We start from the raw sequence: 23,089 nt of genomic DNA on the forward strand, positions 1-23,089 counted from the left end.
ACCACTTCCAGTGATGAGGAAGGCGGCCCTGCCCGGGCCGCCTTTTTTGTGTTCTGACGATGGATGCCCCCCAAGAAAAAAGGGGCAGCCGAAGCTGCCCCTTTCGAAGTCTCGCGAGGAAGAAGCCCTGCTTAGCGCAGGACGATCTCGACGCGGCGGTTCTGCGGCTCGCGCACACCCATCGCCGTCGGCACCAGCGGACGGTCGAAGCCGAAGCCCTGGATGGTGATTTCGTTGCGGGCGATGCCACGGCGAACCAGCTCGGCGGCAACCGCTTCGGCACGGCGAACCGAGAGGCGCTGGTTGTAGGCGGCGGTTCCGGTCCGGTCAGCATGGCCAGAGACCTCGATCCGCGTGGAGCGCACCGTGGCGGCGTTGGTGGCGGCCTCGGCGATGATCTGGCGGGCGCGGTCGGTCAGGTCAGCGCGATCCCAGTCGAAGAAGACCAGGAAGGTGCGGGCCGGGGCCGGAGCCGGGGCCGGAGCAGCGACGGGCGCCGGGGCCGGGGTGTTCAGCGCATAGCGCAGGCCGACCAGGACCGAGTGGGCCTCGCCATAGGACTTGGTCGCGCCGGAAACCACCAGGGCGCCGGTCCGCGTGTTGAAGCCGCGCGTCTGGAAATACTCAGGCTGCGTCGCGAAGTAGCGATATTCGGTGGTGAAAGACAGGCCACGGACCGAAGGGATCGGGAAGGCGGCACCACCGATGGCCTGCCAGGCGAAACTGCCCTGCGTGCCGGTGGTGATGAAGGTGCCGCCGGAGCTGCGATCCACCAGCGTGCCGGCGTCCGATTCGCGCCATGCATAGCCAATACCACCGCCGATATAGGGCACGACCCACGACACGCCGGGGATGCGGATGTCATACAGGGCATTCGCCATGATGCCGTAGGCGCGGCCGGTGCCCGAAGCCGTGGAGGTGGACGACCCGGTGGAACCGGCCTCATTCTGGCGATAGCTGCCTTCCAGCTCGACGCGGAAGCGCTCCATGAAGGCGTAGCCGACCGAGACCACGCCCACGAAGCCGGGATCAGAGCCGACAGTGGCGGTCGTCGGGATGTTCAGCGCGCGAAGCTGGCCGGCCAGCGCACGGTTCGTCAGCCCGGTTTGCTCAGGGATGAAGTTCGCGCCGGCACCCACACCGATGTAGAAACCGGAGGAGGGCTGCGCTGCAGCGAGGGTCGGCAGGCTGGCGATGGTAGCCGCGAGGCCGAAGGCAAGATGCGATGGGCGAAGCATTGAGCCTCTCCTTCAGGGTGGAGCGGCCGAAGCGCCGCGTTCGATGAGCCTAAGTTACGAGATTCAGCGCGGAATGGAAGCATTCTTGACGAGTCAAGAACAAACGCAGCGCCTTATTTGGCACATGGTGCAAATTTATCACAAGACGAAGGAGGTCGCCCACAAAAAAAGGGGCAGCCGAAGCTGCCCCTTTCGAAGTCCCGCGAAGGAGACGTCCTGCTTAGCGCAGGACGATCTCGACGCGGCGGTTCTGCGGCTCGCGCACACCCATCGCCGTCGGGACGAGCGGACGGTCGAAACCGAAGCCCTGGACGGTGATTTCGTTGCGGGCAATGCCACGGCGAACCAGCTCGGCGGCCACCGCTTCGGCGCGGCGGACGGAGAGGCGCTGGTTGTAGGCGGCGCTGCCGGTGCGGTCAGCGTGGCCGGACACCTCGATGCGGGTCGAGCGCACGGTGCGTGCATTCGTCGCCGCTTCGGCGATGATCTGGCGGGCGCGGTCGGTCAGGTCAGCGCGATCCCAGTCGAAGAAGACCAGGAAGGTGCGGGCCGGGGCCGGGGCCGGGGCCGGAGCAGCGACGGGCGCGGGGCGCGGCGCGTTGAAGGCGTAGCGAACACCAGCCAGGATCGAGTGGTTGTAGTTGGAGCCGGTGTAGTTACCGACAACCGTACGACCATTCGTGGCGGTGCCGCTGATGCCCAGCTCGGGCTCAAGCGTACCAAGGAAGCGATACTCGGCGGTCAGCGAGAGGCCGGGCACCATGGAGCCCAGGCCGAAGGCCACGCCGGCGATGGCCTGGTAGGCGAAGGTGCCTGCCGAGTCATCGATGCGGATGGAGCCACCGGCGCCGCTGCCACGGACATTGCGCCAATCATTGACCACATAACCCATACCAGCGCCGAGGTACGGCGTGATGCCGATCCCGCCCGCGCTCAGGCCCAGGTTGAAGTCATAGAGCGCGTTGCCCATGACGCCATACTGGTGGATCGTGCCACCGGTGGACGTCGCGGGACGGCCAGCCACGTTGCCGGACTGGATCGCGTTGTTGCGGTAGTTGAACTCGAGCTCGGCACGGATCCCGTTGCCGAAGCCCCAGCCAACGCTGGCAACAGCCGCGTAGCCCCAGTCGGACTTGATGGAGGTATTGCCGACCAGCACGCCCGACGGCGAGAGGACCGGGTTTTCGCTGTTGTTGTCGCGATAATTCGCACCCACGCCCGCGCCCAAATAGAGGCCCGAAACAGGTTGCGCCTGGGCGGCCACGGGCAGCGACAGAACAGTCGCGGCCAAAAGGGCCTTCTTGAGGCTCATCCTCGTTCTCCTTAACATCTAACTCGTTTGTTCGGTCGCTGCGCGGCACATCCGGCGGATGAGAATCCTCACTGCGTGGAAGCACACTAACACCAGTGCCGGGGCAAATGCACCACCCTGACAAGGATTTCCCGCAATCTGTGGCGCAAAGGCCACATCGCGCCCGGGCTTTTGGGACACAGGGTCATAATCCGTCACAGGCCGATACATCGTCCAGCGCCGCCAACGTCCCCAAAGCCAGCAAACGATTGGCATGGCCGAGTTTTCGGCCCGGCTTGGCCTCGCCCTTGCCATACCAATGCGCGACAACATCCGTACGCGCCACCAGCGCCGGCCAGGCCGCCAGACCTTCCGGGCCAACCAGATTACGCATCACCGCATCCGCATGCCGCGTCACGGGGCCGAGCGGCAGCCCCGCCACCGCCCGGATATGCTGCTCGAACTGACCGCAGGCGCAGGCATCCATGGTCCAGTGCCCGGAGTTGTGCGGCCGTGGCGCGATTTCATTGCCCAGCAGCGAGCCATCGCCCAGCAGGAACATCTCCAGCGCCACGATGCCCACCAGCTCCAGGGCCACCGCCACCCGCGCCACATTCTCGCGCGCGGCCAGGGCCGCCGCCGCCGGCAGCCGGGCTGGGGCGAAGGACAGGTCGAGGATGTGGTGCCGATGGCGATTCTCGACCGCGTCATAGGACGCCACGGCGCCATCCAGCCCCCGCGCGGCGATGGCCGAGATCTCCGCCGTGAAGGGCACGAAGGCTTCCAGGATCAGGGGCTTGGGCGAGAGCCGCGCGAACGCCTCGGCGGCGTCCCCCGCGGTGCGCAGCACAGCCTGGCCGCGGCCATCATAGCCCAGCCGCGTGGTCTTGAGCACGGCGGGCAGGCCGATCTCGGCCAGCGCGGCGGTCAGCTCGGCCAGGCTATGGACGGCCCGCCAGGGGGCCACGGGCACGCCGGCCTCCGCCAGAAACTGCTTCTCGGCGATCCGGTCCTGGCAAATGGCCAGGGCGCGCGGGCCAGGCCGGCAAGGAACCCGGCCCGCCAGCGCCGCCAGCGTTGCCGCCGGAACATTTTCGAATTCATAGGTGACGACGTCCACCTCCGCCGCGAAACGCTGCAGGGCAGCCACATCCTCATAACCGGCGATGGTCGCCGCGGCCGAGACCTGCATCGCCGGCGAATCGGCCTCCGGCGCGTAGATATGGCAGCGGTAGCCCAGGCGCGCCGCGGCCATGGCGCTCATCCGGCCCAACTGCCCGCCGCCCAGGATGCCGATGGTAGCCCCCAGCGGCAGCGCCTCAGACGGGGTCATGCGGCACGCTCTCCGTCTGGCGCGCGCGCCAGGCATCCAGCCGCCCGGCAAGGGCAGGATCGGACAACGCCAGGATCGCGGCGGCCAGCAATGCCGCATTGATGGCGCCGGCCTTGCCGATGGCGAGCGTGCCCACCGGCACCCCGCCGGGCATCTGCGCAATCGAGAGCAGCGAATCCATGCCCTTGAGGGCATGAGACTCCACCGGCACGCCCAGCACGGGCAGGGGCGTCATGCTCGCCGCCATGCCGGGCAGATGCGCCGCCCCGCCCGCGCCGGCGATGATCACCTGCAGGCCGCGTCCCCGGGCGGCGGCGGCGTATTCAAACAGACGCTCCGGCGTGCGATGCGCCGAAACCACCCGGCATTCATGCGGGATGTCGAGGGCTGTGAGTGTTTCATCGGCATGGCGCATCGTCTCCCAATCGGAGCGGCTGCCCATGATGACCCCCACCAGGGGCGCTGCCTCTGGCATGGCGGTCAGGCGATGATGTCAGGGACGAGCTGGCTTTCGAGCCAGGCGATTTCGTCCTTGAGCTTCAATTTGCGCTTCTTGAGCCGCTGCATCTGCAACTGGTCACCCAGGCCCGTCTCCAACCGCGCGATGACGGTATCGAGGTCCCGGTGTTCGCTGCGCAACTCGTGCAGTCGGCGGAGCAGGGCTTCGCGGTCTTCTAGCATCCGTATGTGCTGCCATCCTGAGCGCGAGGGCTGAAATCCGGGTCCGGCGGGGGAGACGAAATCTTTTCCCTTGCCAGGCCGATGGGGATAGCATGCCTGGGCGCGGTCGCAACAGGGCGCGCGCCGAGGTGATGCGCACTCAGGTAAGGCGCAAAGCTGGCGCGCTCAGGCTGCGCATGCAGGAGACGCATACAGGACACGATCTGGGCTTTTCCGCCCGGTCGAAGCCGCAGAGAGGACGCCGTTGCATGATGCATGCCCCCAGGATCCGCGCCTTGCAGTCCCGCCACGCCGAAATCGAGACCAGGATCGCCCATGAGGGCACCCGGCCGCGCCCGGATGACGCGGCACTGGCCAAGCTCAAGCTGGAAAAACTGCACCTCAAGGAAGAAATGGAGCGGCTGCGACGCCAGCACTGAGGCGAGGCCGGCAGCACCGCCCCCCACCCGGGGGGCAGGCGGCCCGACCAATCGCGGGCAGGGTGGCCCGCGTTAATCCGATTCGGCAGGCGCGGGCACCGGGATCGCGATCCCCTCGGCCCGCAGGCGTTCCTGGACGGTCGAAACCGCGGTGTTCAGGGCACCCTGCGTGCAGAGGCCCAGAATGACCGGATCACGCGGCTTGATATTCGCGCTGTTCCAATGGGTGCGGTCACGCACCTTCTGGATGGTGTCCTTGGTGGTGCCAAGCAGCTTGCCGATTTGCGCATCGGGCAACTCGGGATGGTTGCGCAGCAGCCAGGCGATGCCGTCCGGCCGGTCATTGCGCTTCGCAACCGGCGTGTAGCGCCCGCCCTTGCCGCGCCCCTTCGGCAGCGGCACCGCCGTGGCCGAGAGCACCAGCCGGGCCGAGGAATCGGCCTCGCACCGGGCGATTTCCTCCCGCGTGACCTGCATGTTGGACACCGGATCATAGCCGATGATGCCCTGCGCCACCTCGCCATCCGCGATGGCCTGGACCTCCAGCGGGTGCATCTGCACGAAATCGGCGATCTGCTCAAAGGAGAGCGAGGTCTTTTCGATCAGCCACACGGCGGTTGCCTTGGGCATCAGGGGCTGGGCCATGTCAATGGTTCCGAGGAAGGAGGAAGGTTCCGTGGATAGCGAGGGGCGGCCCGGGGGCGCACACCCGATCTCTGCGTGCCCTATACTGTCCCCCCTGCCCCGGGCCAAGCCCTGTGACGAAAGGAGCACCAGGATGATCTTCGAGGATGAACCCAAACCCAAGCCGCGTGAGGGTTTTCAGCCGGCCCGGCTTGAAGGGTGGTCGGAAGCGGACCTGCGGGCCTATATCGCTGAGCTGACGGCGGAAATCGCCCGGTCCGAGGCGGCGATCGCGGCCCGGGCCCATCAGCGCGCGGCGGCGGACGCCTTTTTCCGCAAGCCGGGCGGGTGAAGGGGGGCCAGCGCCCCCCTTCCTCCTGATCAGGCCGCTTGCGCGGCCTGTTCAATGGCCACCGGCCGAGTCCCCGCCGGCGGCTGCGCGCCGGTTGCGATCGGGATGCGGCGGGGCTTCAGCGCCTCGGGCACCACGCGCTGCAGCGCCACATGAAGCAGGCCATTTTCGATGCGCGCCCCCTGCACCACCAGGTGGTCGGCGAGCACGAAGCGGCGCTCGAAGGCGCGGCCGGCGATGCCGCGATGCACGTAGCGCCGCGCCTCGGTCTCGGGCTGCGCGGCCTTGCCGGAGATGAACAGCGTATCCTCGCGTACGACGAGTTCGATGTCATCCGGGCCGAAACCAGCGACGGCCATGGTCAGCACATAGCTGTCATCGCCCGTCACTTCGATGTTGTAGGGCGGGTAGGCGGGCGCCTCGGACTGGACGCGGGCGCCGTCAAGCAGACGGGCGAAGCGGTCAAAGCCGATGGCGGTGCGAAGAAGGGGAGAGAAATCAACGGCGTTCATCGTGAACCTCCTGCGGTAGCAAGGTCCTGGTTGAGTGCCCCGTCATGCGCATCCCCGGAGCGGGCGATGCATCTGGCGGATCCACGCCGAAGCCCTGACGGCGCCTCGGCCCCCAACATCTGGAATATCGTCGAGGGAGATTCAAGAGGGCATCGCCCACAGAAAAAACCGCCCTGGCCGGAGGGCCAGGGCGGCAAAAAGCCGCGCAAAATCAGGCCATTCAGCCCTTGCGCATGCCGATGCCGGCAAACTTCTTGTTGAACTTGGCGACCTGGCCGCCCGTGTCCATGATGCGCTGAATGCCCGTCCAGGCCGGATGGCTCTTCGGGTCAATGTCGAGGCGCAGGGTATCGCCCGGCTTGCCGCCCGCGGTGCGGGTCTTGAAGACGGTGCCGTCGGTCATGATGACGTTCAGCTCGTGATAGGCGGGGTGGGTATCGGGCTTCATGATCGGGCTTTCGGGGATGCGGCAGGCGGCGATGGCTGCCCAGCCGTTGAGCGCGGGGGATTAGGTCATCCCGCGCGGGAAGGCAAGGGTGCCACCGTGGCCGGGGCCGCGCGGGAGGGCTTTCCAGGGCCGCCCCCTACAGCTTCCCGGACAAACCGATCTAGGATGCATCGTCTTTTCTCTAGGATGCATCGTCTTTTCAGGAGTCTTCGTTCGCATGGAGTGGGTGATCCCGGCGTTATTGCTCATCCTGGCCGTATGGGCCGGGGTGACCCACCGCCGCCTGGACGGCTTGCGCAAGGCGGCCGTGGAAGCCTGGCCCCCGCTGGAGGCCACGTTGCGCCGGCGGCATAACGTGGTCGGCCCCTTGGGCCAGCGCGTCCTGGCCCTGGCGCCCAAGGAAAAAGCGGCCATTGCCGCCATGATCAAGGCGCGCGGCGATGCCAGCATGACGGACCTTTCGCCCGTCGCAGCCGGAAAGGCTGAATTGGCGCTGACCTCGGCGATCGTGAATGTGATGGCCGTGAGCCAGGCCTATCCCGAACTGGCCGCTGATCTGGAGTTCCGCCGCCTGGAAACCGAGCTGACCCAAAGGGAGGCACAGATCGCCGCCGCAAGGGAAGCGTTCAATCAGGCGGCGCTGGCCTTCAACAGGGCCGCATTGAGCGGAGCCGCCATCCTGGTCACAAAGTTCGGCGGCCTGGGCATGGTCGAGTATTTCGGTCTCAGCCGGGAAGAGCAGGCCGCGATGGCCGCCGCAGCCGGTCCCACCTTCTGGACGCGCCCTTAACCAGAATCTCACGACCACCATGCCAAGGGGATGATCCGCCTCTGGGGAGCATGCCGTGGTCGCCACGCGCGCCGAGCATTCGGTGCAGGAATTGCGTCAATTGATCGCCCAGCTTGAGCAGAGCGGGATCGCGGAGCAGCGCCCGGAAGCCCGCGCCCTGCTCGAGCGTTCGCGCGCCGTGCTGCGCCAGCATCGCCCTGCCCGGCGCAGGCTGACCGGCAAATTCGGCCGCCTGCTGGTCCTGGCCATGGATGCGCTGATGCTCGGCGCCCTGCCTTTCCTGGGCTTGCTGTTGCTGGCGGGTGGGGGGGCTTGGCCGGCGCCCTTGCTGGGTACTGCCATGACGCTGTGGTTGCTCTTCCGGCTGCGCCGCCACGCCCATTGGCTTGGCGAGGGCGGGCGCTGGGCGGGGTTTCACCTGGGCTGGGCCTATGACTGGCTGGCGGAGGCCTTCAGCCTGCGCGCCATGGCCCGGCTGGATGCGCGAATCATGGCGCAAGAGGTGATGTGGGGCTGGCGGCAGCATCGGCGCAACCTGTCCCATCGCCCCGGGCTGGAGGATGTGGCGGGCTACCTGGCCGCGGAATTCGGCCCCACGGCCGAGCGGGAGTTTCGGCGCGCGGCCGATGCCATCCTGCAATGCCGCCCACCGAGCGAAGGCGGCATGGGCCCGCGCAGCCGCGCCAGCGAGCGCCTGGTTGCGCTTCGCTGGTCAGCGCTGATCGTGGTGTTCGGCCGGCTGGCCTGCTCGGGCGCCCTTTGGGCGGAAAGCGGGGCGGCCGGATCGCAACCGCCCCGGGCGGCCCCGCGGACAGGCGATGGGGCGGGCAGCAGCGCCGCCGAACCCGTCCAGGCCGCGCAGGAGCCAAGCCCGCCGCCGCCCGAGGAGGATGCCGAGGCGTCCGGCCGCGCCGCGCGGCGTGCCGATCTGCGCGACATGATCCGCCGCAAGCGGCAGGACATCACGACGGCCTTTGGCTGGAAGCTGAAAACCGAGGCCGAGATCACCCAGCGCGACAGCTACCTCGCCGACATCCGCGCCGAGATCGCCGCGATGGAGCAGGAATTGGCGAAGCTTGGCGGGTGAGGGCATGCTCCGGATGAACCGATAGAAGGACCCGCCCATGCGCCTTGCGAACAAGACTCTGCTCATCACCGGCGGCGGCAGCGGCATTGGCCGCGCCACCGCGCTGCTGGCCGCGCGGGAGGGCGCGCAGGTCGCCGTGGCGGACCGCAACCTCGACGCCGCGCGGGAGACGGTCTCGCTGCTCGCCGGCGAGGGCCTCGCCATCGGCATGGACGTGACCAGCAGCGCCGATTGCGCCCGCATGGTGGAGGAAACCATGGCCCGCTTCGGCCGGATCGACGTGCTGTGCAGCAATGCCGGCTACGGCATCACGGGCGATGTGGTCAGTACGCCTGAGGAAGACTGGCAGGCGCTGTTCGATGTGAATGTGAAGGGCGTCTTCCTCTGCGCCAAGCATGTGGTGCCGGTGATGCGGGCCCAGGGCGGGGGCGCCATCGTCAACACCGCCTCCAACATCGCCATCATCGGCCTCAAGGACCGCGTGACCTATGTCGCGAGCAAGGGCGCCGTGGACAGCCTGACCCGCGCCATGGCGCTGGACCATGTGGCCGAGAATATTCGCGTGAATGCCGTGGCGCCCGGGCCCATCAGCAGCCCCTATTTCGACCGGATGATCGCCAATGCGCCGGACCCCGAGGAATTCAAGCGCGTGCTGAACTCCCGCAGCGCCATGAACCGCACCGGCCGGCCGGAGGAGGTGGCGCAGGTGATCATCTTCCTCGCCTCGGACGACGCATCCTTCGTCACCGGCGCCACCTATGTGGTGGATGGCGGCGGCGTCGTGATGTGACGCTCAGAAGGGGATGGGCTTGCCGTGATGGTCGAAGAACAGCCCCGTCTGCGCGGGGGTGAGGGCCGCCATCACCGCCAGCAGCCGCGCGGCTGACTGCGCGGGGCTCTGCACCTCCAACCCCGCCTTGGCGAAGGGATTGGAGAGACCCGTCTCCACCGTGCCCGGATGCAGTGCCACGCAGATCGCCTGTGGGCGCGTGCGCGCGACCTCGATCGCCGCCGTGCGCAAAATCTGGTTGAGCGCCGCCTTGGAAGCGCGATAGCTGACCCAGCCACCCAGCCGATTATCGCCGATGCTGCCGACCCGGGCGGAGAGGGTGGCAAAGACGGCCCGGCCATTGCGCGCCAGCAGCGGCAGGAAATGCTTCATCAGCAATGCCGGGCCGGTCGCGTTCAGGGCAAAGCTCTGGGCCAGATGCGCCGGGTCCAGCTGGCGAAAGCTCTTTTCCGGCTGGAAGCGGTCGTCATGCAGGAAGCCGGTGGCATCCACCACCAGGCGCAACCCGGGGCCGATGTCCGCCGCCGCGCGGGCGATGCTCGCTTCGTCCAGCAGATCGAGGGCGGGGGTCGTGCGGCGGCCCAGGCGCCGGACGGGCTGGTGATCCCGCTCCAGCGCATCAGCCAGGGCGGCGCCGATGCCGCCGGTGGCGCCAATGATGACCGCGGGGATCGTTGTGTCGGATTCCATGACCAGAGGGATGGTGGCAAAGCGCGCCTCCCGCAAGGCGGGCTGGCCGCTGGGCGAGCCCGCCCCATATCAGCGCCATGCCGCATGACACGCCGCCCCGCCGGATGCCGGACCCCGCCCAGCCGCTGAAACAAGCCATCGCCGCGCGGGTCGTGGCCCTGTTCAACGACCGCGCCAAGGGCGAGGCGCCGGTGACGCGGCGGCCGGATGGGCTGTTCGGCCCCAGATCCGTGGCCTGGCGCGTGCATGGCGACGTCGCCTCCATGATGGTGGGGGGCATTTCCTCGCTGCTGCTGCAGATGCTGCATCCGGCGGTGCTGGCCGGCGTCTGGGATCATTCGAATTTCCGCAGTGACCTGCATGGCCGCCTGCGCCGCACCGCGCGCTTCATCGCGCTGACCACCTATGGCGGGCCGGAGGAAGCGCATGCCGTGATGGCCCGCGTGCGCCACATCCATGATCGGGTGGGCGGCACCCTGCCCGATGGCACGCCCTACCACGCCAATGACCCTGCCCTGCTGGCCTGGGTGCATGTGACGGAGGCGACAAGTTTCCTCAACGCCTGGCGCCGCTACGTGGAGCCACGCATGTCGGGCGCCGATCAGGATCGCTATTTCGCGGAAATGGCCCAGGTGGCCGAGGGGCTGGGCGCGGCGCCCGTGCCGCGGGACCGCGCGGCCGCGCAGCGCCTGATCGCGGCCTATCGCCCGCAATTGCGCAGCGATGCCCGCACCCGCGAGGTCCGGCAATTCCTGCTGAAGCCCGCCAGCACCGAGCCGCTGGCGGGTCCCTTGCAGGCGCTCGGCAACCAGGCCGCGATTGACCTGCTGCCCGAATGGGCGCGGCGCATGCATGGCCTGGCCAATCCCCTGCTCGGCCGGCCGCTGTTGCGGGCCGGCACGCTGGGCGTGGCGCGGACCCTGCGCTGGGCCTTTCGCTGACTGTCAGCCGGCGAGGAAGGGCTGCAACCGCTCCAGAAACGCCGCCTGCCGTGTCTGCGGATAGAAATGCCCGCCATCCGGCAAGGGGGCGAAGGCGGCGCCGCGAAGGGCGGCGGCCGTGGCGCGCTGGTGGTGATGCGGGACGATCACATCATCCGTCGCACCCAGCACCAGCGTCGGCACCTGGATCTTCGGTGGCAGATCCGTCCCGTCAAAGCCCAGCAGCGCGCCGATGCGTTCGGACCAGCGCAGGCGCTCCTCCGCCTCGCGCGCCGCCGAGAGCAGCGCGGGATCGGCGAAATTCCCGGCGGCGATCAGCGTCTCGGCCGGGTAGCCCAGGAAGCGGCCCATCTGCTCATAGGCGGCATACCCAGCGCGCTCGAGGATGGCGAGGCGCGTGGTGAACAGCGCATGCAGATACGGGTCCGGTCTCAGCCAGCCGGCGGAGAGCACGAGGCGCGAGACATCGCAGAGCCCCTCGGCCGCCATGGTGAGCACGATGGCGGCACCGGTGGAGTGGCCGCAAAGCGCGACGGGCCCCTCCATCGCCGCCGCGACCGCCGCCGCATCCTCGGCCAGGGTGCGGATATTCACCGGCGCCTGGCCGCGCGTGCTGGCCGCCACGCCGCGCTGGTCCAGCACCGCCACGCGGTGATGCCGGCTCAGTTCGGGCAGCAGCCTGGCCCAGAAGCCCGCCGTTCCGCCCAGGCCCGAGACAAGCAGCAGGGCCGGCCCCTCGCCCGTGATGGTGACGGCGAGTTCCGCGCCATCCGGCCGCGCGAGGATCAAGCCCGCGCCTTCGCCGCCTCGATTTCCGCCAGCAGGGCACGGCCATTGGGCGCATTGGCCAGGATGGCGTCGTAGGCCGGGCGTGCCGCCGCCTTGAAGGGAGCGAGGTCGGGCTCGATGATGTTGATGCCGCGCCGGCGCACCTCGACGAAGCTCTCCGCGCGGAAGCGGTTGTAATAGGCCAGGCCCTCGGTGATGGCGGCCGGCACGCTCTCGCGGATCGCCGCCTGCACATCGGCCGGCAGCCCGGTGAAGCGCGAGCGCGAGGCGATGAGCACTGAGGGCAGCTGGTGCGTCTTCGTCAGCACGTAATGGCGGATCACCTCGACGAAGCGGTCGGCGATCATCTGGTCCGGCGCCAGTTCGGCCGCATCCACTACGCCATTCTGCAAGGCCAGGAACAGCTCCGCATAGGCCGTCGGCGTCGGCTGCATGCCGATGGCGCGATAGGTCTCGACATAGCCCGGGGACTGGATCACCCGGATCTTCAAGCCGCGCGCTTCTGCGAGGTTGGTGAAGGGCCGGTTGGTCAGCACGCTGCGCTCAAACAGGTTGAACCAGGACAGCCCGATCATGCCGACAGGTTCCAGCAGGCCCAGCAGGCGTTGGCCCATCGGCCCCTGCATCAGGATATTGGCCTGCTCATAGCTGTCGAACAGCCAGGGCAACGACAAGACGCCCATGTCGCGGATGGTGTTCTCCAGCGAGGGCTGGCTGTTGAACATCAGGTCAATGGCGCCGGTGCGGGCCGATTGGATCAGCCGCAACTCGCCCCCCAGGGCAGAGTTGGCGAAGACCACGATCTTCACGCGGCCATTGGTCCGCGCCTCGACCAGCTCGGAGAGCTTGGTGCCGGCCACGTGGTAGGAGGATTGCTCCGAGAGCACATGGCCGAGGCGAAGCTCGGTCACGGCCTGCGCGCGTGCGACGAAGGGTGCGGCGATGAGGCCGAGGCCAAGGGTCCGGCGAGGCAATGCGATCATGATGGATTCTCCTTTTGCGTTAGCGGACCAGCGCCAGGGACAGCGCGGGCACATAGGTGATGATGAGCAGGCACAGGATGAGGGTGGCCAGGAAGGGCAGCAGCGGCGGCATCAACTGCTCCATGCGCAGCTTGCTGATGCTGCAGGCGACGAACAGGTTCACCCCCACCGGCGGTGTGACCATGCCGACGGCAAGGTTCACCACCACGATCGTGCCGAAATGGATGGGATCGATGCCAAAGGCGATGGCGGCCGGCGCCAGCACGGGTGCGAGGATGATGATGGCCGCCAGCGTCTCCATGAACATGCCCACGATGAACAGAAAGCCGTTCACCAGCAGCAGGAAGATCAGCGGGCTGGCCGTCACGGCGGTCAGCCAGGCGGCGACGGCCTGCGGCGCCTGGTAGGTCGTCAGCACATAGGCGAAGACGCTGGCGAAGGCGACGATGATGAGCACGATGGCCGAGGTCTTTGCGCTGCCGGCCAGAATATCCGGCAGGTCCCGCCATTTCAGCTCCTTGTAGATGAAGAGGCCGAGGATCAGCGCATAGACGGCGGCGACCACGGCGGCCTCGGTCGCGGTGAAGATGCCGCCATAGATGCCACCCAGCACGATGATGGGCATCAGCAGCGAAAGGGCGGCACGCTTCGTTGCCGCCACCACATCGCGCGCGATCTCGCGCGGGGCGAAGCGCGTGGGGTCGCCATATTCGCGCATGCTGGATTGCACGATGATCAGCCCCATCAGGCTGAAGCCGATCAGCAGGCCCGGCAGGATGCCCGCGAGGAAGAGCGAGCCGATGCTCTCGCTCACCGTCACCGCGTAGATCACCATGGGAATGGAGGGCGGGATGATGACGCCGATCTCGCCGGAAGCCGCGACGATCGCCGCCGCATAGGGCTTGGGATAATTCCGCTTGGTCATCTCTGGCACGAGGATCGAGCCGATGGCCGCCGCGGTGGCCGAGGAGGAGCCGCTGATGGTGGCGAAGAACATGGCCGTCAGCACGCCCGCGGCACCGAGGCCCCCGCGCACCCAACCGACCAGTGCTGCGGCCAGGCCCACCAGGCGCGAGGCCATGCCGCCCGCCAGCATGATGCGTCCGGCCATGACGTAGAAGGGAATGGCCAGCAGGGTGAAGCTGTCCAGGCTCTCCAACGCGGCTTGCGCCACGACGATCAGCGGGATGCGCTGCGCCTCCAGCGCCACCAGAGGCGCCATGCCGAGGGCGAAGCCGATCGGGACGGCGGCGGCGAACATGATGATCAGCGCGATGGCGGTACCGATCATGGCTCAATCCACCACGGCATCGAGTGCGCCGCGCGGATCGCTGCCCTCGATGATACAGGCCAGCAGGAAGCCCAGGATATTCATCACCATCAGCGCGGCACCGACTGGCAGCGACATGAAGACATACCATTTGGACAGGCCCAGCACCGGGCTCGTCTCGATGGCGCCGATCTCGGCGAATTCCAGGCCAAGAATGATCAGCAGCACGGCGAAAGCCGCACAGGCCAGATAGGCCAGGACCTTGATGGCGATGCCCAGCACGCGCGGGACGGCATGCGTCACCAGATCCAGCGCGATCAGCTCGCCATGGCGCAAGGCCCAGGCGGCGCCCAGGAACACCGTCCAGATCATCGAGAAGCGCGCCACCTCCTCCGTCCAGGCGGCGGAGGCGTTGAAGCCCAGCAGCGGCAGCACGAAGCGCACGACCACCTGGCCCAGCGCCCCCACCGTCATCATGAGCAGCAGCAGCGCGAGGACGTATTTCAGCAGCAGGTTCACGCCATCAATGGCGGCGAGGATGATTTTCATGGGCGGCCCGCCTGTTCCAGATGCCCGCGCAGGCCCGCGATGGCACGATCCCGCCGCTTCTGCCGCGCGGGCAATTCGCTGAGCGGCAATTGCGCCCGCAGCCCCGCTTCCAGCTTGTCCACCGCGGCGGGCGTCAGCGCCTGGGCGGCACCGCGATCCTTCGCCACATCATCCAGGATATAGCCGAACAGCTCCATATATTGCCGGATGCCGCCCAGTGCATTCAGGTCCACGCCGGCGAAGGGTCCGATGACGGCCCAGCGCAGGCCAAAGCCGTGGGTGAGCGTCGTATCCGCATCCTCGGGGCTGATCACGCCATCGCGCACGAGCGCCACCATCTCGTTCAGCATGGCGGCCTGGATGCGGTTCATGGCGAAGCCGCTGATCTCGCCATGCACACGGATGGGCTTCTGACCGACCGCCTCCATGACCCGATACGCCTCGGCCAGCGTCGCCTCCGAGGTGCCGGGATGGGTGACGATCTCCGTGACCGGCAGCAGGAAGGGCGGGGTCAGCGGATGCACCACGATGAAGTGCTCAGGCCGCGCCAGGACGGACGCCAATGCGGCCTGGGACAGGCCGGAGGTGGAGGTGGCGAGGATCGCATCGGCGCGCATCGAGGCCTCGATGCGGGGCAGCACCTCCTGCTTGATGGCGAGGTCCTCCTTCACCTGTTCCTGCACCCAATCCACATCACCGACGGCGTCCGCGAGTTCCGCGTGTGTGGTGATGCGCGCGGCACCGCCCGGCAACCCGGCGATGGCGGAGCCTTCGAGTGCCTCAAACACCGCGGCGACGCGGGACGGAAAGCGCTGCAGCGCCGCGGGATCCGCATCCCAGACGCGGACGGTGCAGCCCGCACGCGCAAAGACCACGGCCCATGCCGTGCCGATGGTGCCAGCGCCGATCAGCGCGACCTTCAACGAGACGCTCATTGGATCGGCGAGAAGCTGGAGGGCGTCAGGATGCGCGTGTTCTGCACATCCAGGTAATCCGCGACCATGCCGAGATAGGCCTGCCACTCCGGATCGGCCAGCATGGCCGCGCGGCGGCGCGCGCGATCATCCAGCCCATCATAGCCCCAGAGGGCAACGACATGATTGAGCTCACCGATCTCGGTGGTGAAATAGCCGAGGAACTTGCCCAGATGCTTCACCTGCAAGGGCAGGCCATGCTTCTCATAGGTGGTGACGAAAAGCCCGAGCTTGCCGGGCTTCAGACGATAATCCCGCTCCTCGACGATCACGCGCTCAGGCTTTCGGAGGGAGCGTGCCGAAGACCGTCTCGGCTTCGATCTGCAGCACATCCGCGGGGCGCGGGAAATTCGGCGGCTGCGGGTCACCGGGCTTCCGCTCGCGGCCGATGCGGGCGAAGAAGGTCTCCAACCCGCCGGGCATCATCAGCCACATGAAGGTCATCGGCGCATCGTCGCTCGCTTGGAAGCGGTGCGCGCGTCCTTTGCCGATATAGATGCAGGTGCCCTTCACCATCGACACCTTGTCCTTGCCATCGAGCAGCGCCTCGCCGCCGCCTTCGAGCACGAAGATCACCTCCTCATTGTCGGGGTGGACATGCTCACGCACGAAGCAGCCGGGGTCCACCAGCTGCGTGCCCATGGAGAAGGGCGTCTCCCCGCCAATCTCGTTGGAGGCCAGCATGCAGCGCACGAAGCCATTGGCCGGCACGGGCTGCCAAAAGGAGCGCGCATCATCGGGCTGCACCACCACCAGTGGAGCGAGGGTCTCGGACATCAGGGGTTCCTCCTGCGGGGGATGATGGGGAAAGCCCGGGCGGGGGCCAGCAACGTTGCCAGCGCCTCGGCCCGGCGGCCGATATGGCGGTGCAGGATCGCAGCGCCGGACGCAGCGTCGCGGCTGGTCAGCGCCTCCAGCAGCGCGTCATGCTCGTCGAAATTCAGCTCGGGCCGGGGGCCGGTCGCATAGGCCCAGCGGATGAAGGTGGTGCGCGCATTCACCTCGCTCAGCGTGCGCAGCAATTCGGCATTGGCCGAGAGGGCGCAGAGCGATTCATGGAAGCGCACATCCTCGGCCACCATGGCCGCGCGATCCTGCTCGCGCGCCAATTGGCGATGCCGCGCGCGCCAGGCCCGGGCGAGCGCGTTCACCGCCGCGGGTGTGGCGCGTTCGCAGGCCAGGCGGAAGGCCGTGGCCTCCAACGCCTCGCGCAGTTCGTAGAGGTCCATCGCCTCGCGCAGATCGAGGTCGCGCACGAAGAAGCCCTGGCCGCCGCGCGCCACCAGCAGGCGCTCGGCCGCCAGGCGGTTCAGCGCTTCGCGCAGCGGGGTGCGGGACAGGCCCAGTCGCTCGGCCAGATGCACCTCGTTCAGGCGTTCGGCGGGGCGCAGTTCATAGAGCAGCAGCATGCCGCGCAGCGCCTCATAGGCGATGTCCACCGCGCTGGCGCGCGGGGCTTCGGGGGGGAGCTTCGTGGCCGACATGCGCGCGAAGCATTATGCATTGCTGTATACAATGCAAGAGGCAAACGCGCCGCCTGTCACGTTGGGAAGTCGTCCCCTCCTGCCCGGCAGAAAGGATTTATCAACGTGTCTGGCCCCATTCCCGCCACCCCGGAATGTGTCGGCGCATCAGGCGCCAGAAGGATGTGAATGACCACTGGCCTGAACAATCTCCCCTTGATCAGCAAGCTGCTTCTCGCCCTGGGCCTGATGGTCCTGGTCGGCCTGGGCGGTGGCTACCACGCCGTCACCCGGATGGCGGCCACGGATGCCCTCTATTCACGCCTGCTGCACCAGAATGCCCGCGCCGCCCTTCACCTCGCCCGCGCCAATATCGCGCTGATCGATGATGGCCGCGTGCTCAACCGCATGGTGACGGAAACCACGCCGAGCGCCATTCGCGGCAGCATGGGCGAATTGGCGGCGATCCACGCCCGCGTTGCGGAAATGCTGGCCATCGCCGAAGCGGCCATGCCCAGCATTGCCGCTGAACTGCGGGACATCACCAACGACTAAGCCCGGCTGACGGAGATTTCGGCCCCCATCGGGCCGGCCATGCTGGCGAATGACACAGGCGTGGCGATGCGCATCCTGCTGGAGCAGCGGCGCCCCCTCTATGGTCCGCTCCGGACGAAATTCCGTGACCTGACCAGCCGGCTGGACAATGAGATGACGGCCGCTTCCAACGCCGCAAGGGCCGAAACCCACGCCAGCTATTGGCGCGCCCTCGCCATCATCGCCCTGGGCAGCGCATTCGCGGTGGGGCTGGCGCTCTGGCTGATGGTCGGCGGGGTGGCGCGGCCGATCGGGCGGATCACCGGGCGCATGCTCGCGCTGCGCGATGGTGACAAGCACAGCCCAATCCCCGGTGCCGGCCGCAAGGATGAAGTGGGCCGCATGGCCGACTCGATCGAAGCCTTCCGCCTTGCCGCATTGGAGCAGGACCGGATTGCCGCCGGCCTCGCTGAACAGCAGGCCGCGCGCGCGGCGCGCGCCGAAAAGGTCGAGGCGCTGGTTCGGCACTTCGAAGCCGAAGCGGCCGATGCCCTGCGCTTCGTCGCCGCGGCCTCGGCCGAGTTGGACATGACGGCCGGCGCCATGCAGGGCGCGGCGCAGGCGGGGCATGAGCGGGCGCTCTCCCTCGCTGCCTCGGCCGAGCAAGCCAGCGCGAATGTGCAGACCGTCGCTGCCTCGGCCGAGGAAATGTCCGCCAGTATCGCCGAGGTCGCGCGTCAGGTCACCGAGGGTTCGCGGGTGGCGAGCCAGGCGGCGGAGGACGCGCGCGCCACCAGTGAGGCCGTGACGGCCCTGGCCGAGGGCGCGCAGAAAATCGGCGAGGTGGTGCGCATGATCAGCGACATCGCGGGCCAGACCAATCTGCTGGCCCTCAACGCCACGATCGAGGCCGCACGCGCCGGAGAAGCAGGCAAGGGCTTCGCCGTGGTGGCGAGTGAGGTGAAGCAACTGGCCGCCCAGACCGCCCGGGCGACCGAGCAGATCGGCGCGCAGATCACGGCCATCCAGGGTGATACGGAGCGCGCGGTGGACGCCATCCGCTCCATCGCCAGCACCATCGCCGCCATGGACGCGACCACGGCCCAGGTGGCGGCAGCCACGGAGGAACAGGCGGCCGCCACGCGGGAAATCGGCCGCGCCGTGGCCGAAGCCGCCATCGGCACGCGCGACGTCAGCCGCTTCGCCGGTGGGGTGACGCAGGGCGCCACGGAAACCGGCGCCGCCGCCACCCAATTGCGCAGCGCCTCGGGCGAGCTCAATCGCCGTGCGGAAGCCTTGCGCCAGGACGTGGACGGTTTCCTGGCCGGGATCAAGGCGGCCTGAATTGCCCCCGGGGTGCTGGCTTCACCTGCGCCGCCGCGGCATCGGGCATGCCTGCGTGAGGGCCGGTTCAGGCAGGGCTGCCTGAACCGGCGTGGTGCTACTCCGGCACCACCACCCAGCCAGGCCCCGGATCGAAACGCGTGATTCCGCGCGCGATCTGCGCCGTCTGCGGCCCCAGATTGGCCTGATAGACCTGCCCCTGATGGCTCACCAGGAAGGACTGTATGCCCGAGACGCCATATTGCGCGGGGATGGCGAGCACGGCGAAGCCGCCGATCATCCGGCCATTCACCACGTAATCCATCTCACCCCCGCGCGCCGCCGGCCCCTGGCCTTCCAGCATGCGGAACAGATAGCCATGGAAGGGGCGCGGGGCCTCACCCGGGCCACGGCGGGCATAGCCGCCCTCACTCGCCGCGGCCGCCAGCGGGCCAAGCGGGCTTGGCGCCTCGCCCTCATCGGTCGCCCAGTAGAGGCCGTCGCGCTGGCCCGGTGTGGAGAAGAAGCGCCGCGCATAGCTGCGCAGCGCGCCCTGCCGGCCGGCGGTGCGGGCATATTCATCCTGCACCTCCACCAGGGTCCGCAGCGCCGCGATGGTGTCGAGTTCGTTGCGGCCGATCCGGCGATCGAGCAATTCCTGCGCACCCTCCCGCGCGTCGAAGCGCCAGGCCTGGCCGCGCTGGACCATGGGGATGGGCAGGGGCCAGTCATCGGTGCCGATCTGCAAGGTCGCGCGGCCTGGGGCGGAGCGCAGAATCTCATGCTTCGCGGCATAGGCGGCGGTGAAGCGGTCCCGCGCCGCACGATCCGCCACCGGGTCCCCCGAGCGAACCAGGGCAATGGCGCGCTGGCCCAGCACGCGCAGCAGGCGCCGCTCATCATGCCCGGCGATGGCCTCGGCCAGGGCGGCGAAACCCGCCTCGGGCGAGGGGAAGCTCTGCGGCGGCAAGGGCGGGCGCGGGGCCTCGGCCTCCGCCATGGGGGGAGCCTCCTGCGCCCGGGCAATGTGCTGGCCGGGAAGGAGGGCGAGAGTGAGCGCGAGGCCACCCAGGATCAGGCGCTGCTTCAGATGCTGTGTCATCGCGCTCATCCGCCCCGCCTGCCGCCGCCGCCACCACCGCCACGGGGGCCCGCGGCGCGCGCGCCACCGCCACCTCCACCGCCGCCTGCCCGCGCAGCGCCCGCCGGCCGGCCACCGCCACCGCCCTGGATTTGTTGCCGGGAGACGGGCGCCGCCTGGCGGCTGGCCTGGCCGCGTTCGGCCGCGGCGCGCACGTCGCGCCCCTGCCCCACGCCATCCAGCCCCGCCGGCCGGGTCTGCGGGCGCTGCTGCGGCGCCTGCGGCCTTCCGCTGGGCAAAGTGCTGGGCCGGTTGGCGCCCGCATTGGGCCTGTCACCACCGCCCGGCCGGTTCACGCCCGCGCCGGCGCCGCCGCCGGGACGATTGCCGCCCGCATTGGGCCGATCACCACCGCCCGGCCGGTTCACGCCCGCGCCGGCGCCGCCGCCGGGACGATTGCCGCCCGCATTGGGCCGATCACCACCGCCCGGCCGGTTCGCGCCCGCGCCAGAGCCTTCGCCGCCGACAGGACGATTGCCACCCAGATTGGGCCGCTCGCCACCGCCCGGCCGGTTCGCACCCGCGCCAGGACCTTCACCGCCGCCAGGGCGATTGCCACCCAGATTGGGCCGCTCGCCACCGCCCGGCCGGTTCGCACCCGCGCCAGGACCTTCACCGCCGCCAGGACGATTGCCGCCCAGATTGGGCCGATCACCAACGCCCGGCCGGTTCGCACCCGCGCCAAGCCCATCGCCGCCACCCGGGCGGTTGCCGCCCAAATTCGGCCGGTCGCCACCGCCCGGCCGGTTCGCACCCAACCCCCCGTCGCGCTGGATCTGGTCCGCCCGGCCGCGGAATTGGTCGCGGCTCTGGTCACGGTTGACGCTCCGGTTGCCGGACACGTCGCCGCGGAAGCGGTTGTTCACATCGCGGTTGGAATAGGCCACACCATGCCGGTGGGAGACATCATGCTGCCAGCGGTTGTTGTTGATCTGCGTGCGGTTGACGTTGATGTTGTTGAAGCGGTTCACATTGACATCGGCATAGCCGCGCCCCCAGCCCGGCCGCGCCCAGCCCCAGAGCGAGCCGACCACCGCCACACCCCCCGCGAAGGCCATGCCGGTGAGCAGCGCGTTGCCCACGCCCCAACCAACCGGCGGCGGCATGTAGACCGGCGGGTTGCTCGGCCAGGGCCAGGTGCCGAAGACCACATTGGGGTTGTAGGCCGGAACGAAGACCACCTCCGGGTTGGTCGGCGCGATGGTGATGATCTGCGGCGGCGCGGCCACGACGCCGCCGGAAGCCGGCGCCACAGGCACATTCTGCGTGACGGTCACGGTCTGCTGCGGCCCGCTTTGCAACTGGCCCGCCGCCTGGGCGCGGCCGCGCAGCACCTGGATGGCGTTGAACACATCCTCCTGCTGGGCCAGCACCGCATCGCCCACCTGCTGCATCCATTCCAGCTGGTCGTTCAACAGGCCGAGCACATCGGGAAAGGGCACCAGCGACTTCACCGAGGGGTCCCAGCTTTGCGATGCCAGGGCCTGCGCCAGCGCATCGCCGCGCAGCCCCGCATTCTGCCCCTGGGCGAGCCAGCGCTTGGCCTGCACCACTTCCAGCGGATAGGTCGCCGCCATCAGGACCTGCATCAGCAACTCATCCGGATACAGCGCGATGGGGGCGAGCAGCTGCTCCAGCTGCGCCTGGCTCAGGCTCGCGGCCTCATCGGCATTTATCACAGGCTGGGGGGCCGCAAGCTGGGCCCGCGCGGCGGGGCCGGTCAGGATAGAAGCCCCGCCAAAGGCCAGGGCCAGCAGCACCAGCGCCGCCCGTCGGGGATCCCCGTTGCCGAAGCTGTGGCGCATGCCTGCCCTCCCCCTCACGCTTTTTCGTATCGGTGATGAGGTTACTCCCAAGCCTCGCCGAATGCACCAGTCCTGGCGTTGGTTGTGATGTTCATCCGGTCACCTTCCGGCCATTCACGCCGCGAATTCCCCGCGCAGCCAATCGGCCAGCATGCGCAAATCCGGATTGCCGGCGTGACGCGTTTCATATTGCAGCGTGAAATGGCGGCGCGTCGGCCGCCTCACCGCATGGGCCGGCACCACGGCCCCCCGCGCGAGGTCGGGGGCGAGCAGCGCCTCGATGGCGATCACGGCACCGAGCCCCTGTGCCGCCGCCTCCATCGCGACATTCATGCTCTCGAAGGTGCTGCCGCCGCGCAGCGGCGTCTTCGCGTGGCCCGCATGGTTCAGCCAGCGCCGCCAGTCATCCGGCCGGCAGCGTGAATGCAGCAGCGGAATCCGCGCGAAATCCGGCGCCCCGCCTTCCAACCCCCCGCCTTCCAACCCCCCGCCCTCCAACCATTGCGGCGCGCAAACCGGCAGGGTGGCGATGGGCACCAGCGGCAGGACCACCAGCCCCGGCATGCCCTGCGGCTCACTCACCGCGATCACCGCATCGAAGCGCCCGGGCAGCAGGTCCAGCGGGCTCGAACTCGTGTGCCATTCGACCACGAGATCGGGCAGCGCGCGCTGCAACTCCCGCAACCGCGGAAACAACAGGCGCGAGGCGAAATAGCCATAGACACCCACCGTGATGGGCCGGCCGCGCCCCAGCCGGGCACGGCCGGTGGCGATGGCCAGGCGGTCCAGCGCCTCACCCGCGCCAGCGGCCAGGGTTTCGCCCGCCGTGGTCAGCACCAGGCCCTGCGCCTGCCGCAGGAAGAGCGTCACGCCGAGGCTCTGCTCCAGCTCGCGAATCTGGCGGCTGACGGCGCCTGGCGTCACCGAAAGCTCGCGCGCGGCGCCGGTCATGGAAAGATGCCGCGCCGCCGCCTCGAAGGCGCGGATGGCGGTCAACGGGGGCAGGGCGCGATGGGCCATGGGTTGAGCCTAGCTCAAAGCCCTGACCCAAGAAATCGTTTG

At 68.7% G+C, this 23,089-nt stretch carries 28 protein-coding genes; 8 read left to right on the top strand and 20 right to left on the bottom strand.

Annotated features, from left to right (window positions below; genetic code table 11):
* Positions 1-131 precede the first annotated feature (131 nt).
* The 5 genes from LHU95_RS20025 to LHU95_RS20045 form a co-directional block, all read right to left on the bottom strand.
* Entirely contained in the window at positions 132-1,238 is a 1,107-nt protein-coding gene (locus tag LHU95_RS20025) for an OmpA family protein (protein WP_248708717.1), read from the bottom strand.
* 220 nt (positions 1,239-1,458) lie between these two features.
* On the bottom strand, positions 1,459-2,550 hold the full coding sequence (locus tag LHU95_RS20030) for an OmpA family protein (protein ID WP_248708718.1): 1,092 nt from the start codon (positions 2,548-2,550) through the stop codon (positions 1,459-1,461).
* Positions 2,551-2,734: 184 nt separating this feature from the next.
* Positions 2,735-3,862 (bottom strand): 5-(carboxyamino)imidazole ribonucleotide synthase, encoded by a 1,128-nt coding sequence (locus tag LHU95_RS20035; protein ID WP_248708719.1) that lies wholly within the window; start codon positions 3,860-3,862, stop codon positions 2,735-2,737.
* The gene (gene purE / locus LHU95_RS20040; protein WP_248708720.1) at positions 3,849-4,304 is read right to left on the bottom strand and encodes a 5-(carboxyamino)imidazole ribonucleotide mutase; all 456 of its coding nucleotides are present in this window, start codon (positions 4,302-4,304) and stop codon (positions 3,849-3,851) included. The genes LHU95_RS20035 and purE overlap by 14 nt, the downstream gene beginning before the upstream one ends.
* 38 nt (positions 4,305-4,342) lie before the next feature.
* The gene (locus LHU95_RS20045) at positions 4,343-4,543 is read right to left on the bottom strand and encodes a DUF465 domain-containing protein (RefSeq protein WP_213610501.1); all 201 of its coding nucleotides are present in this window, start codon (positions 4,541-4,543) and stop codon (positions 4,343-4,345) included.
* A 248-nt stretch (positions 4,544-4,791) separates the two neighbouring features.
* Here LHU95_RS20045 and LHU95_RS20050 point away from each other — a divergent pair, with 248 nt between their 5' ends.
* Positions 4,792-4,962, top strand: coding sequence for a DUF465 domain-containing protein (locus LHU95_RS20050; RefSeq protein WP_248708721.1), 171 nt, complete (start codon positions 4,792-4,794; stop codon positions 4,960-4,962).
* A 72-nt stretch (positions 4,963-5,034) separates the two neighbouring features.
* Here the strand turns inward: LHU95_RS20050 and LHU95_RS20055 are convergent, their stop codons facing one another.
* Entirely contained in the window at positions 5,035-5,607 is a 573-nt protein-coding gene (locus LHU95_RS20055) for a cell cycle transcriptional regulator TrcR (protein ID WP_248708722.1), read from the bottom strand.
* A 133-nt stretch (positions 5,608-5,740) separates the two neighbouring features.
* On the opposite strand from LHU95_RS20055, the gene LHU95_RS20060 reads away from it, so the two are divergent.
* Entirely contained in the window at positions 5,741-5,938 is a 198-nt protein-coding gene (locus tag LHU95_RS20060) for a DUF1192 family protein (RefSeq protein WP_248708723.1), read from the top strand.
* A gap of 29 nt (positions 5,939-5,967) precedes the next feature.
* Here LHU95_RS20060 and LHU95_RS20065 read toward each other — a convergent pair whose 3' ends face one another.
* Together LHU95_RS20065 and rpmE are read right to left on the bottom strand one after the other, a co-directional pair.
* Positions 5,968-6,450 (bottom strand): Hsp20 family protein, encoded by a 483-nt coding sequence (locus LHU95_RS20065; protein WP_248708724.1) that lies wholly within the window; start codon positions 6,448-6,450, stop codon positions 5,968-5,970.
* Between the two features lie 220 nt (positions 6,451-6,670).
* Entirely contained in the window at positions 6,671-6,898 is a 228-nt protein-coding gene (rpmE, locus tag LHU95_RS20070) for a 50S ribosomal protein L31 (protein WP_248708725.1), read from the bottom strand.
* Positions 6,899-7,139: 241 nt separating this feature from the next.
* Between rpmE and LHU95_RS20075 the strand changes: the two genes are divergently transcribed.
* Genes LHU95_RS20075 through LHU95_RS20085 form a run of 3 tightly spaced genes read left to right on the top strand, consistent with a single transcriptional unit; the run spans position 7,140 to position 9,565 of the window.
* Positions 7,140-7,688 carry a LemA family protein gene (locus LHU95_RS20075; RefSeq protein ID WP_248708726.1) on the top strand — a complete coding sequence of 183 codons (549 nt, stop codon included), beginning with the start codon at positions 7,140-7,142 and terminating at the stop codon, positions 7,686-7,688.
* 55 nt (positions 7,689-7,743) lie between these two features.
* The gene (locus LHU95_RS20080; protein WP_248708727.1) at positions 7,744-8,775 is read left to right on the top strand and encodes a hypothetical protein; all 1,032 of its coding nucleotides are present in this window, start codon (positions 7,744-7,746) and stop codon (positions 8,773-8,775) included.
* A gap of 37 nt (positions 8,776-8,812) precedes the next feature.
* Entirely contained in the window at positions 8,813-9,565 is a 753-nt protein-coding gene (locus tag LHU95_RS20085; protein ID WP_248708728.1) for an SDR family oxidoreductase, read from the top strand.
* A gap of 3 nt (positions 9,566-9,568) precedes the next feature.
* Here LHU95_RS20085 and LHU95_RS20090 read toward each other — a convergent pair whose 3' ends face one another.
* A complete protein-coding gene (locus LHU95_RS20090; RefSeq protein WP_248708729.1) occupies positions 9,569-10,255 on the bottom strand; it encodes an SDR family NAD(P)-dependent oxidoreductase in 687 nt (228 codons plus the stop codon).
* A gap of 77 nt (positions 10,256-10,332) precedes the next feature.
* Here LHU95_RS20090 and LHU95_RS20095 point away from each other — a divergent pair, with 77 nt between their 5' ends.
* Entirely contained in the window at positions 10,333-11,196 is an 864-nt protein-coding gene (locus LHU95_RS20095) for an oxygenase MpaB family protein (protein ID WP_248708730.1), read from the top strand.
* Between the two features lie 3 nt (positions 11,197-11,199).
* On the opposite strand, the gene LHU95_RS20100 is transcribed toward LHU95_RS20095, so the two are convergent.
* From LHU95_RS20100 to LHU95_RS20135, 8 genes are read right to left on the bottom strand one after another with little or no spacing between them, the layout of a single operon-like run.
* On the bottom strand, positions 11,200-11,985 hold the full coding sequence (locus LHU95_RS20100; RefSeq protein WP_248708731.1) for an alpha/beta hydrolase: 786 nt from the start codon (positions 11,983-11,985) through the stop codon (positions 11,200-11,202).
* Positions 11,982-12,968 carry a TRAP transporter substrate-binding protein gene (locus tag LHU95_RS20105; protein ID WP_248708732.1) on the bottom strand — a complete coding sequence of 329 codons (987 nt, stop codon included), beginning with the start codon at positions 12,966-12,968 and terminating at the stop codon, positions 11,982-11,984. Before LHU95_RS20105 ends, LHU95_RS20100 begins: the two co-directional genes overlap by 4 nt.
* A gap of 19 nt (positions 12,969-12,987) precedes the next feature.
* The gene (locus LHU95_RS20110) at positions 12,988-14,259 is read right to left on the bottom strand and encodes a TRAP transporter large permease (RefSeq protein ID WP_248708733.1); all 1,272 of its coding nucleotides are present in this window, start codon (positions 14,257-14,259) and stop codon (positions 12,988-12,990) included.
* A gap of 3 nt (positions 14,260-14,262) precedes the next feature.
* The gene (locus tag LHU95_RS20115; protein ID WP_248708734.1) at positions 14,263-14,787 is read right to left on the bottom strand and encodes a TRAP transporter small permease; all 525 of its coding nucleotides are present in this window, start codon (positions 14,785-14,787) and stop codon (positions 14,263-14,265) included.
* On the bottom strand, positions 14,784-15,710 hold the full coding sequence (locus LHU95_RS20120; protein WP_248708735.1) for a 3-hydroxyacyl-CoA dehydrogenase NAD-binding domain-containing protein: 927 nt from the start codon (positions 15,708-15,710) through the stop codon (positions 14,784-14,786). Before LHU95_RS20120 ends, LHU95_RS20115 begins: the two co-directional genes overlap by 4 nt.
* An 8-nt stretch (positions 15,711-15,718) precedes the next feature.
* On the bottom strand, positions 15,719-16,033 hold the full coding sequence (locus LHU95_RS20125; RefSeq protein ID WP_248708736.1) for an NIPSNAP family protein: 315 nt from the start codon (positions 16,031-16,033) through the stop codon (positions 15,719-15,721).
* A 4-nt stretch (positions 16,034-16,037) separates the two neighbouring features.
* Positions 16,038-16,538: a cupin domain-containing protein gene (locus LHU95_RS20130; protein WP_248708737.1), complete on the bottom strand. Its 501-nt coding sequence runs from the start codon at positions 16,536-16,538 to the stop codon at positions 16,038-16,040.
* A complete protein-coding gene (locus LHU95_RS20135) occupies positions 16,538-17,245 on the bottom strand; it encodes a GntR family transcriptional regulator (protein ID WP_248708738.1) in 708 nt (235 codons plus the stop codon). Before LHU95_RS20135 ends, LHU95_RS20130 begins: the two co-directional genes overlap by 1 nt.
* A gap of 168 nt (positions 17,246-17,413) precedes the next feature.
* On the opposite strand from LHU95_RS20135, the gene LHU95_RS20140 reads away from it, so the two are divergent.
* Together LHU95_RS20140 and LHU95_RS20145 are read left to right on the top strand one after the other, a co-directional pair.
* Entirely contained in the window at positions 17,414-17,779 is a 366-nt protein-coding gene (locus tag LHU95_RS20140) for a hypothetical protein (RefSeq protein WP_248708739.1), read from the top strand.
* Positions 17,780-17,818: 39 nt separating this feature from the next.
* Positions 17,819-19,102: a HAMP domain-containing methyl-accepting chemotaxis protein gene (locus LHU95_RS20145; RefSeq protein WP_248708740.1), complete on the top strand. Its 1,284-nt coding sequence runs from the start codon at positions 17,819-17,821 to the stop codon at positions 19,100-19,102.
* A 97-nt stretch (positions 19,103-19,199) separates the two neighbouring features.
* Here LHU95_RS20145 and LHU95_RS20150 read toward each other — a convergent pair whose 3' ends face one another.
* The 3 genes from LHU95_RS20150 to LHU95_RS20160 all read right to left on the bottom strand — a co-directional run bounded on the left by LHU95_RS20150 (position 19,200) and on the right by LHU95_RS20160 (position 23,047).
* Positions 19,200-20,183, bottom strand: a complete 984-nt coding sequence (locus LHU95_RS20150) for a DUF2950 domain-containing protein (protein ID WP_248708741.1) — start codon at positions 20,181-20,183, stop codon at positions 19,200-19,202.
* A 5-nt stretch (positions 20,184-20,188) separates the two neighbouring features.
* A complete protein-coding gene (locus LHU95_RS20155) occupies positions 20,189-22,027 on the bottom strand; it encodes a DUF3300 domain-containing protein (RefSeq protein ID WP_248708742.1) in 1,839 nt (612 codons plus the stop codon).
* A gap of 114 nt (positions 22,028-22,141) precedes the next feature.
* A complete protein-coding gene (locus tag LHU95_RS20160) occupies positions 22,142-23,047 on the bottom strand; it encodes a LysR family transcriptional regulator (protein ID WP_248708743.1) in 906 nt (301 codons plus the stop codon).
* Positions 23,048-23,089: the final 42 nt, after the last annotated feature.

Source organism: Sediminicoccus sp. KRV36 (assembly GCF_023243115.1).
GTDB lineage: Bacteria > Pseudomonadota > Alphaproteobacteria > Acetobacterales > Acetobacteraceae > Roseococcus.